We start from the raw sequence: 10,337 nt of genomic DNA, 5'->3' as shown, positions 1-10,337 counted from the left end.
CCCCCCCCCCCCCCCCCCCCCCCCCCCCCCCCCCCCCCCCCCCCCCCCCCCCCCCCCCCCCCCCCCCCGCCCGCCCGCCGCGGCGTGGGCGGGGGTCGAGCTCCCGGCGGATGGCCCGGATCGGCCATGCGCGGATGGCCCGGACTCGCGATGTGCGCGGGGCCGCTGCGGAGTGGACTCGAAGGGTCGATCCGCCCTTCGGGGCCAGAGCACCAGGAGCCACCATGTCCACCGCCATCGCCCCCGCACCCGTCGCCGCAGCACGCGTCACTCCGGCGCCCGTCGTCCCGGCCCGCGTCCCGCCCTCGCCCTCCGCCGTGGACGTGGGCCCGCTCGCCTACGCCTCGATCGCGCACGGCGTCTCGCGCGGCTACTACCAGGTGCTGTTCGAGGCCGGTCCGGTCGATGCGGCCGCGTTCGCGGCGCTCGCGGGCGTCTCGCTCGGGGAATCGCGCCGCTGGCTCGCCGAGCAGCTCGAGCTCGGACTGCTGCGCCCGGTCGCCCCGGTCGCCGGCACGGCCGGCGAGGTGTTCCTGCCCGGCGAGTTCGTCCCGGTCCTGCTCGACGGAGGCGGCCGGGCCGAGTTCGACTCGGCGCGCCGCATGCTGCGGGAGCACGTGGACGAGCTCCCGGAGGTGCTCCGGACGCTGTGGACCGGGTCGGAGCGCCCCGCCGAGCACCTGTCGCTCGGCATCCGCCGCCTCTGGTCGCGGATGTTCGCCGGGGACCGCTGACCTCGTCGCCAGGCGACCGGGCGGCGGGCGCCGCGCCGCTGGCCCGGGCATCCCCGCCTTCCTAGACTGGGGCCGTGGAGGCCGCAGACCAGGTCATCCGGTACACGGAACACGACGGCGGGGCGATCGCGTGGTCCGCGATCGGCCACGGCCCGCCGCTGGTCCTCGGCGGGTGGTGGTGCAGCCACCTCGACCTCGACTGGCGCCAGTCCCGCTTCCGGCGCTTCGCGTCGGGCCTGGCCGAGGGCCGCACGATCATCAGGTACGACCGGCCCGGGACCGGCGCGTCCGATCGGGGGCGGATGCCGCCGCGCACCCTCGACGAGGAGCTCACGGTGCTCGAAGCCGTGCTCGCGGCCGCAGGGGTCGAGCGGGTGTCCCTCCTCGGCGCGTCGTCGGGCGGCGGCGTCGCCTCGTTGTTCGCGGCGCGGCATCCCGACGCCGTCGACCGGCTCGTGCTCTACGGCACCTACGCCCGAGGCGCCGACCTCGCGCCGCCGGCCGCGCGCGAGGCACTGCTCGCCGTGGTGCGGCAGCACTGGGGGATCGGGTCGCGCGTGCTCTCCGACCTGTTCGAACCCGACGCCACCGCCGCCGAACGCGACGAGTTCGTCGAGTTCCAGCGCCGCGCCGCGACGCCGGAGGCCGCCCTCGCCTCGCTCGCCGAGGTCTACGCCATGGACTCGACGGCGCACCTCGGCGACATCCGGACCCCGACCCTCGTCCTGCATCGGCGCGACGATCGTGCGATCGCCTTCGCGCTCGGCCGGGACGTCGCCGAGCGGATCCCGCACGCCCGGTTCGTCCCGCTCCTCGGCGAGGACCACTTCCCGTGGCGTGGCGACGCCGACGCGATCGTGCGCGAGACCCGTCGGTTCCTCGGCGACCGCGTCGACTCGGCGGTCGACGCGGACGCGTCCGTTCCCGGCGCGACGGGCGCGGCGCCGGGCGGGACGCCGCACCTCACCGATCGCGAACGCGAGGTGCTGCGGCTCGTCGCCCGCGGCGAGACGGACGCCGAGATCGCCGCGCACCTCGTCCTCTCGGTCCACACGGTCCACCGCCACGTCGCGAACATCCGCTCGAGGCTCGGGGTGCCGTCGCGCGCTGCGGCGGCGGCCTGGGCGCTGCGCAACGAGCTCATCTGAACCGCGCGGGCACGGGCACGCGCGGAGCTGGGGCGGATGCCGCGGCCGGAGGGCTGGGCCGCGGCATCCGCCCCGTCGGCTACGCCCGCTCGGTCACCGTTCCGTGCGTGAGGTGCAGCCGACGTTCGGCGCGCCTGGCGACGGCCGAGTCGTGGGTCACGATCACGAGCGTGAGCCCGCGGTCGCGGTGGAGGCCCTCGATGAGCTCCATGATCTCGTCGCGCGTCTGCTCGTCGAGGTTGCCGGTGGGTTCGTCGGCGAGGAGCACGTCGGGCTCCTTCACGAGCGCGCGCGCGATCGCGACGCGCTGCTGCTGCCCGCCCGAGAGCTCGCTCGGGACGTGGTGCGTGCGATCGCCGAGCCCGACCGCCTCGAGGGCGGCGGTCGCGCGGCGGCGGCGCTCGTCGGCGGCGACGCCGAGGGGCTCGAGCGCGGTCTCGACGTTCTCCTGCGCGGTGAGCGTGGGGATGAGGTTGAAGCCCTGGAAGACGAAGCCGATCTCGGTCGCCCGTATCCGCCCGAGCTTCGCATCCGGCATCCCCGACAGGTCGGCCTCGCCGAGTGAGATGCGACCCGAGGTCGGTCGGTCGAGCGCGCCGAGCATCTGCAGCAGCGTGGACTTGCCGCCGCCCGTCGGGCCCTGGATCGCGACGAGTTGGCCCGCGGGGATCGTGAGGCTCACGTCCTTCAGCGCGTGGATCGTCCGCTCCTTGTGTCGGTAGGTCTTGGTGACGTTCTCGAGGGTGTACATGTGTGGGGGTCCTTCTCTCGGTGTCCGGAGGTCTGGGCGGTCCGTGGCCTGGCGACGGATGCCGCGGGGTTCGTCAGGCGACGCTGCGCAAGGCCTCGGCCGGCCGCAGCCGGCTCGCCCGCCAGCCGCCGACGGCCCCGGCGAGGAGGCCGCCGAGGACGGCGAGGCCGACCGCGAGCGCGACGACGGTCACGGTGACGGGGGCGTTCAGGATCACCTCGGTCGTCTCCTGCGCGGCCGCCATCGGCCCGCCGCCGAAGCCGCCGGCCATGCCGCCCTCGCCGCCGGGGCCGGCGGCCATGGGGGAGGAGGTGGTCGCGAGGCTCGGCGAGATGGCGTTGATGACGCCGATGCCGATGAAGCCGAGCGCGAGGCCCGCGGCACCGCCGATGAGGCCCTGCACGAGCGACTCGCCGGCGACCTGGCCGACGATGCGGCGGTTCGACCAGCCGATCGCCTTGAGCGTGCCGAATTCGCGCGTGCGGCGCGTGACGCCCTGGATGGTGAAGAGGATCGCGATGAGGAACGCGGCGGCGAGCACTGCGACCGAGAGCCAGAGGCCGAGGCTCGAGATGAGCGACGACGCGCTGCCGAGCGAGCCCGAGACGCTCGCCGCGAGGTCCTCCTGCGTGCTCACGGTCTGGTCGGGGAGGGCGTCCTCGAGGGCGGACTTCACGGCAGGGATGTCGGAGGCCGACGCGGCCTGCACCGAGATGTCGGAGACCTGGCCCTCCATGCCGGACAGGGCCTGGGCCACGTCGAGCGGGATGTACGCGTTCGACGCGGTCGCGGCATCCGCCGACGTCGAGGTGACCGTGCCGACGACCTCGAACTCGGTGCCGCCGAGGTCGATCGCGTCGCCGACGACGAGGCCCTCACTCGTGGCGTACTCGGCGTCCAGGACGACGACGTAGGCACCCGCGTCGCCCGATCCGAGGCCGCGTCCGTCGACGAGCTCGACCGCGCTGAGGGGGCCGATCGCCGCGACGTCGGGGTCGACGCCGGTCACGGTGACGCTCGTGACGTCGAATGCCCCGCCGCCGAAGCCGCCTCCTCCGCCGCCCTCGCCCGGAGCGGGCACGGTGCCGTCGCCCGCGGCGGCCTGGTCGCCGGTCGGCGGCTCCGGCAGCTCGCCGTCGAAGGTGACGTTGGTAAGGCTGAGGGTCGCGGATGCCGCGGCCACGCCGTCGACGTCGAGGACGGCGTCGAGCGTCGAGGCGTCGAACGTCGAGGTGCCCCGGTCGACCGTCAGGCGCGAGTTGCTGAGCGCCGTGCCGTCGTCGGTGGTCTCGCCGTCCTCCGTGCCGAACTCGAAGCGCACGCCGGGGCCGCCGCCCTCGCCCTCCTCGGGCGGGCCGGACGCCTGCGAGACGGTGAGGTCGGTGCCGACGCCGTACACGGATTCGAGCACGGCGGCCTGTGCGTCGCGCACGCCGACCGCCACGGCGTTGACGATCATGACGAGCGCGATCGCGAGCGCCATCCCGACCGCGACGATCGCGGTCTGCCGGCGGCGCCCGGCGAGCTCGCGCCGGAGGTAGGTGAAGAACATGCGGGGTCCTCATCGGGTCGTTCGGCCGCGACGATCGCGGGTCCGACTCGGACGCTACGAACGCGCGCTGTGCCGCGCCGATGCCGCCCCTATGGATCGGATATGAGCGGGGGAGGTCCCGGGTTCATTGCGAGGTCACAGGCGGCATCCGCTCAGGTCATAGGAACCGCACAGGAATGCGCGCATACTCGGAAGACATGAGCATGGAGACCGGCACCGGAACCGCGCACCGACCGCAGATCGCGAAGGCGGACGGCAGCGCCGTGCGCGTCCTCGTGGTCGACGACGAGAACTCCCTCACGGACCTCCTGAAGATGGCGCTGCGCTACGAGGGGTGGGAGGTGCGGACGGCCTCCGACGGCCTCGGCGCGGTGCGCACCGCGCGCGAGTTCCGGCCCGACGCGATCGTGCTCGACATCATGCTCCCCGACATCGACGGGCTCGAGGTGCTGCAGCGCGTGCGCGCCGACGGCACCGAGACGCCCGTGCTCTTCCTCACCGCGAAGGACTCGCTCGACGACCGCATCGCGGGCCTCACCGCGGGCGGCGACGACTACGTCACGAAGCCCTTCAGCCTCGAGGAGGTCGTGGCGCGCCTGCGCGGACTCATCCGCCGCTCGACGCTCACGCTCGCCCAGGCGAAGGACCCCGTGCTCCGGGTCGGCGACCTCTCGCTCGACGAGGACTCGTACGAGGTCGAGCGCGACGGCGTGCCCGTCGAGCTGACCGCGACCGAGTTCGAGCTGCTCCGCTTCCTCATGCGGAACCCCCGCCGCGTGCTCTCGAAGGCGCAGATCCTCGACCGCGTGTGGAACTACGACTTCGGCGGCAAGGAGTCGGTGGTCGAGCTCTACATCTCGTACCTGCGCAAGAAGATCGACGCGGGCCGCGACCCCATGATCCACACGGTCCGCGGTGCCGGCTACATGCTGAAGGCGGCCGGATGACGCATCCGGGTGCTCCGGGGTACGCGGCCGCCGCACGGCGCGCCGCGTCCGAGCGCGCGCAGGCGACGGATGCCACGGGCGGCGGCAGTGCGTCCGCGCCCGGCGGCGCCGGGCCGTCCGCCGAGCCCCCGCACGGCGCGCCTACGCGGCGCGCGCCGCGGACCCTGCGACGCACCCTCGTCATCGTCATGGCCGCGCTCGTGGTGCTCGCGAGCGTCATCGTCGGCGTCGTGAGCACCGCCGTGCTGCACGGCCAGCTCGTCGCCCGGGTCGACGGGCAGCTCCACCAGGCCACCGAGCGCGCGGCACGCGCGGTCGACGACGACGAGCCGAACGAGCAGTTCCCCCGCCCGGACATCGGCGCCGAGGAACTGCTGCGGATCCCCGGCCAGCCGGTCGGCACGATCGTCGCTCTGGTGACGAGCGAGCAGGACCGGGTGGTCGCCGCGACCGCCACCATCGACGAGGACGGCGACATCGTGCAGCTGTCGCCGAGCGCGCAGGTCGCGCTCGCGTCGGTGCCCACCGACCGCGAGCCCGCGACGATCGACCTCGACGGGCTGGGCGACTACCGCGCCATCGGCGTGCCGCTCGTGCAGGACTACGCGTACGTGGTGGCCTTCCCGCTCGCCGACGTGAACTCGACGACCACGCAACTCGCCGTCACCATCGCGATCGTGGCCCTCGCCGCGACCGTCGCCGCCCTCGCGCTCGGCGCGGTCATCGTGGGGCGTGCGCTCCGACCGCTCGATCGCGTCACCGAGACCGCGACGCTCGTCTCCGAGCTGCCGCTCGCCCGCGGCGACGTGGCGCTCCCCGACGAGGTGCCCGTCGACGACGAGCGCACCGAGGTCGGCCGGCTCGCGACGTCCTTCAACCGCATGCTCGGCCACGTCTCCGCGTCACTGTCGGCCCGCGAGCAGTCCGAACGGAAGGTCCGCCGGTTCGTGGCGGACGCCAGCCACGAGCTCCGCACGCCGCTCGCCTCGATCCGCGGCTACTCGGAGCTCACGCGGCTGCACGGCGGCGAGCTCCCGCCCGACGTCGTGCACGCGCTCGGCCGCATCGAGTCCGAGTCGCTCCGGATGACGGAACTCGTGGAGGACCTGCTGCTCCTCGCCCGGCTCGACGAGGGGCGCGAACTCCGCCGCGAGCCGGTCGAACTGACGCAGCTCGTGATCGACGCGGTCGGCGACGCGCAGGTGGCCGCACCCGGGCACGAGTGGCGCGTCGAGGTGCCCGACGACGAGGTGACCGTGACCGGCGACGCGAGTCGCCTGCACCAGGTGGTGGCGAACCTGCTCGCGAACGCCCGGGTGCACACCCCGGAGGGCACCGAGGTCGTCGTCCGCGTGGCGCGCGTGCGCCCGGCATCCGGTTCCTCGGCACCCGCCCGAGTGAGGGTGACGGTGACCGACGACGGGCCCGGCATCGACCCCGCGGTGCGGGCGAGCCTGTTCGAGCGGTTCGCTCGCGGCGACGCGTCGCGGTCGCGGCGTGCCGGCAGCACCGGCCTCGGCCTGGCGATCGTGAGGGCCGTCGTCGAGGCGCATCGCGGCACGGTCGAGGTCGCGAGCGAGCCAGGCCGCACAGAATTCGCCGTCGAGCTGCCCGCCTGACCCCGCCCGGCCGCCGGTTCAGCCCTCGGTGATGCGCCGCAGCACGTCGGCGACGACGCGGAGGTCGTCGACCGATCGATCCTCCAGCGCCGAGCGGAGCCGCTCCTGGTTCCGCGTGCGGACCGACCGCAGGCGCTCGAGGGCGGTGGGCGTCGCGACGAGGACGCGCGCTCGCGCATCGCGCTCGTCCACGCGGCTCTCGACGAGCCCGACCTCCTCGAGCTGCCTGACCTGCCGGCTCACCGCGCTCTTGTCCATGTCGAGCTGCTCGGCGACCACGTGCGCGTTCGTCTCGCCCGCGCGGGCGATCATGCTGAGCAGCTTGTAGCCCGCGGGCTGCAGGTCGGGGTGGACCTGCTTGGCCGACTCCGACCACACCGCGCGAGCTCGGCTGAAGAGCACGCTGAACTGGTCCTCGACGGCGGCGATGGCGGCGTCGAGCTCGGGGTCGGCGGTCATGACGGCCATGCTAGCGACGCGTCCCCGGCGCATCCGTCCCGTCGACCGAGGCGATCGAGCCCGTGGCGGTCGAGACGAGCTCGCGGCGAGCGTCCGCCTCGAACGACTCCGCCGAGGGGACCGCGGCGCCGATCTCGGCCTCCGCGAGGTCGATCGCCGCGTCCTCCGCCTCGTCGGCGAGGGACTCGGCCGCGGTCCTGGTGGAGAGGGACCTGTTCGGCAGGAAGGCGATCGCGATGAGTGAGAGCACCGCGAGCGGGACCGCGATCCAGAAGGCGTCGGCGATGCCGTGGCCGTAGGCCGACTCGATGACGACCCGGATCGGCTCGGGCAGTTCGTGCACGTTCGGCACGGCACCGCTCGACAGGCCCTGGAGCGCGGCGACCTCCTCGGGCGTCGACGGCACGAAGCCCGCGAAGCCGCTCGCGATGTGGTCCTGCACCTGCGTCGCGAGGAGGGAGCCCATGACGGTGACGCCGATCGTGCCGGCGATCGAGCGGAAGAAGTTCACGTTCGACGAGGCCGCGCCGAGCTGCGACACCGGGGTGTCGTTCTGCACCACCAGGGTGAGGTTCTGCATCACCATGCCGAGGCCGGCGCCGAGCACGACCATCGCGACGCTCACCCAGAGGTAGTCGGTGTCGTAGCGGAGCGTCGTCATCAGGACGGTGCCTGCGACCGTGAGCGCGGCGCCGAGGACCATGAAGCCCTTCCACTTGCCGAAGCGGCTGATCAGTGCGCCGATGAGGATCGAGGCGCCCATCTGGCCGACGATCAGCGGAATGGTCATGAGGCCCGACTCGGTCGGGGTGGCGCCGCGCGCGAGCTGGAAGTACTGCGCGAGGAAGACGCTCGTCGCGAACATCGAGACGCCGATCGCGATCGATGCGACGACCGCGAGCGCGAACGTGCGGTTCCGGAACAGGGCCAGCGGCACGATCGGCTCGGCCACGAAGAACTCCACGACGATGAAGGCGATGAGGGATGCCGCGGCGATGCCGATCATGACGAGGCTCGTCACCGAATCCCACTCGAACTCGCTGCCGCCCAGCGTGACCCAGACGAGGAGGAGGGAGACGCCGACGGCCATGAGGATCGCGCCGGCGAAGTCGATCCTCACGGCGCGCTTCGGCGTCTGCGGGAGGTGCAGCGTGAGCTGGATGAGCACGAGCGCGATGACGGCGAGCGGCAGCGGCAGGAAGAAGTTGGCCCGCCAGCCCCATGCGTCGGTGACGACGCCGCCGAGGAGCGGGCCGCCGATGGTCGCGACGGCCATGATGCCGCCGACGACGCCCATGTACTTGCCGCGCTCGCGCGGGGAGATGATGAGCGCGACGATGATCATGACGAGCGACATGAGCCCGCCGGCGCCGAGGCCCTGGATGACGCGGACGGCGATCAGCGTCGTCGTGTCCTGCGCGAACCCGGCGATCGCGGTGCCGACGACGAAGAGGCCGATGGCGAGTTGGAGCAGCACCTTGCGGTTCACCAGGTCGGCGAGCTTGCCCCAGATGGGCGTGGACACCGCGGTCGCGAGCAGGCTCGCGGTGATCACCCACGTGTAGGCGGCCTGGTCGCCGCCGAGGTCGGCGATGATGCGGGGCATCGAGGTCGAGACGACCGTGCCGGAGAGCACGGCGACGAACATCGTGACGATGAGGCCCGACAGGGCGATGAAGACCTCGCGCGGCGTGCGCGAGGGCGCCTCGGCCGAGGCGACGGGAGCTGCTGCTGCTGCTGACACGAGAGTGAGGTCCTCCGAGAAAGTTGATCGCGGTCAACCATAGACAGGTAGTTGAATCATGTCAACTTTGGATCTCGGTCAACTATTCCGAGTCGGCGCGATTTGGCCGGGGCCGGGGCATCCGTTATGGTGGTCTGAGCCGAAGACCGCTGGTTGTCGTGTTCGCACGCGAAGACGACCGAAGTCCTGTGAGAACAGGTGCCCGCGCAGGTGTGACGAAGACTTCCCGATCCGGGCCGAGCTCCGCGCAACTGCGCCGGAGCTCTTTTTCTTTCCCACGAGTTTGCGCCAGCGCTCCGAGGCCGTGCATCGCCACCGCGATGCACGTTGAAGACACAAGGAGTGGCCATGGCGAACAAGGAAGCCTCGGTTGCCGAACTCACGAACCTGTTCGAGAGCTCGACCGCCGTTCTGCTGACCGAATACCGCGGCCTCACTGTTGCCCAGCTCAAGACGCTGCGCAAGTCCATCAGTGAGGACGCGAGCTACGCCGTGGTGAAGAACACGCTGACCAGGATCGCGGCCAACAAGGCCGGGATCTCCGCGTTCGACGACGACCTCAAGGGCCCGTCGGCGATCGCGTTCGTGCACGGTGACCCGGTCGCCGTCGCGAAGTCGCTGCGTGACTTCGCCAAGGCGAACCCCCTCCTCGTGGTCAAGGGCGGCTACTTCGATGGCAAGCCCCTGACCGCCGAAGAGGTAGGCAAGCTCGCCGACCTCGAGTCCCGCGAAGTGCTCCTGGCGAAGCTCGCCGGCGCCTTCAAGGCCTCGCTGTTCGGAGCCGCATATCTGTTCAACGCACCGCTCTCGAAGGCCGTTCGCACGGTCGACGCGCTGCGTGAGAAGCAGGAGTCCGCTGCGTAGGCGCGAGCCTCTCAAGCGGTGAGTTACCAGCAAATCTAAGGAGAAGAATCATGGCGAAGCTGTCCACTGAGGAGCTGCTCGAGCAGTTCAAGGGCCTGACCCTCATCGAGCTCTCGGAGTTCGTCAAGGCGTTCGAGGAGACCTTCGAGGTCACCGCGGCCGCCCCCGTCGCCGTTGCCGGCCCGGCCGCCGCCGGCGGTGGCGCCGCTGCCGAGGAGGTCGAGGAGAAGGACTCGTTCGACGTCATCCTCGAGGCTGCCGGCGACAAGAAGATCCAGGTCATCAAGGTCGTCCGCGAGCTCACCTCGCTCGGCCTCGGCGAGGCGAAGGCCGTCGTCGACGGTGCTCCGAAGGCCGTGCTCGAGGGCGCGAACAAGGAGACCGCCGACAAGGCGAAGGCCTCGCTCGAGGAGGCCGGCGCGACCGTCACCCTCAAGTAATCGCCGCCCTCGCGAGAGGGTCGCAGCTTGAGGTGACCTGCGTCACCTGAACACGCGGATGCCCCGTGCCGATTCGGCA

The 10,337-nt window shown here is 72.3% G+C and carries 10 protein-coding genes; 6 read left to right on the top strand and 4 right to left on the bottom strand.

Annotated elements, in window-relative coordinates; all coding sequences use genetic code 11:
* Window positions 1–224 precede the first annotated feature (224 nt).
* Together ABME02_RS03150 and ABME02_RS03145 are read left to right on the top strand one after the other, a co-directional pair.
* A complete protein-coding gene (locus tag ABME02_RS03150; RefSeq protein WP_353813811.1) occupies window positions 225–734 on the top strand; it encodes a hypothetical protein in 510 nt (169 codons plus the stop codon).
* Between the two features lie 74 nt (window positions 735–808).
* Window positions 809–1,882 (top strand): alpha/beta fold hydrolase, encoded by a 1,074-nt coding sequence (locus tag ABME02_RS03145; RefSeq protein WP_353813810.1) that lies wholly within the window; start codon window positions 809–811, stop codon window positions 1,880–1,882.
* A gap of 79 nt (window positions 1,883–1,961) precedes the next feature.
* Here ABME02_RS03145 and ABME02_RS03140 read toward each other — a convergent pair whose 3' ends face one another.
* Window positions 1,962–2,633, bottom strand: coding sequence for an ABC transporter ATP-binding protein (locus ABME02_RS03140; RefSeq protein WP_353813809.1), 672 nt, complete (start codon window positions 2,631–2,633; stop codon window positions 1,962–1,964).
* 73 nt (window positions 2,634–2,706) lie between these two features.
* Window positions 2,707–4,185, bottom strand: coding sequence for an ABC transporter permease (locus ABME02_RS03135; RefSeq protein WP_353813808.1), 1,479 nt, complete (start codon window positions 4,183–4,185; stop codon window positions 2,707–2,709).
* Window positions 4,186–4,382: 197 nt separating this feature from the next.
* Between ABME02_RS03135 and ABME02_RS03130 the strand changes: the two genes are divergently transcribed.
* On the top strand, window positions 4,383–5,132 hold the full coding sequence (locus ABME02_RS03130) for a response regulator transcription factor (RefSeq protein WP_353813807.1): 750 nt from the start codon (window positions 4,383–4,385) through the stop codon (window positions 5,130–5,132).
* A complete protein-coding gene (locus tag ABME02_RS03125; RefSeq protein WP_353813806.1) occupies window positions 5,129–6,751 on the top strand; it encodes a sensor histidine kinase in 1,623 nt (540 codons plus the stop codon). The genes ABME02_RS03130 and ABME02_RS03125 overlap by 4 nt, the downstream gene beginning before the upstream one ends.
* An 18-nt stretch (window positions 6,752–6,769) precedes the next feature.
* Here ABME02_RS03125 and ABME02_RS03120 read toward each other — a convergent pair whose 3' ends face one another.
* Window positions 6,770–7,210: a MarR family winged helix-turn-helix transcriptional regulator gene (locus ABME02_RS03120; RefSeq protein ID WP_353813805.1), complete on the bottom strand. Its 441-nt coding sequence runs from the start codon at window positions 7,208–7,210 to the stop codon at window positions 6,770–6,772.
* 10 nt (window positions 7,211–7,220) lie between these two features.
* The gene (locus tag ABME02_RS03115) at window positions 7,221–8,858 is read right to left on the bottom strand and encodes an MDR family MFS transporter (protein WP_436408232.1); all 1,638 of its coding nucleotides are present in this window, start codon (window positions 8,856–8,858) and stop codon (window positions 7,221–7,223) included.
* Window positions 8,859–9,302: 444 nt separating this feature from the next.
* Here ABME02_RS03115 and rplJ point away from each other — a divergent pair, with 444 nt between their 5' ends.
* Window positions 9,303–9,818 carry a 50S ribosomal protein L10 gene (rplJ, locus tag ABME02_RS03110; protein ID WP_353813803.1) on the top strand — a complete coding sequence of 172 codons (516 nt, stop codon included), beginning with the start codon at window positions 9,303–9,305 and terminating at the stop codon, window positions 9,816–9,818.
* A gap of 50 nt (window positions 9,819–9,868) precedes the next feature.
* On the top strand, window positions 9,869–10,258 hold the full coding sequence (gene rplL, locus ABME02_RS03105; protein ID WP_067947898.1) for a 50S ribosomal protein L7/L12: 390 nt from the start codon (window positions 9,869–9,871) through the stop codon (window positions 10,256–10,258).
* The last annotated feature ends 79 nt before the right edge of the window (window positions 10,259–10,337 follow it).

Origin of the sequence: Agromyces zhanjiangensis (assembly GCF_040496055.1) — a bacterium.
Lineage (GTDB): Bacteria > Actinomycetota > Actinomycetes > Actinomycetales > Microbacteriaceae > Agromyces > Agromyces zhanjiangensis.
The sequence above is the reverse complement of the archived record's forward strand: the minus strand, read 5'-3'. Positions and strand labels throughout refer to the sequence as shown.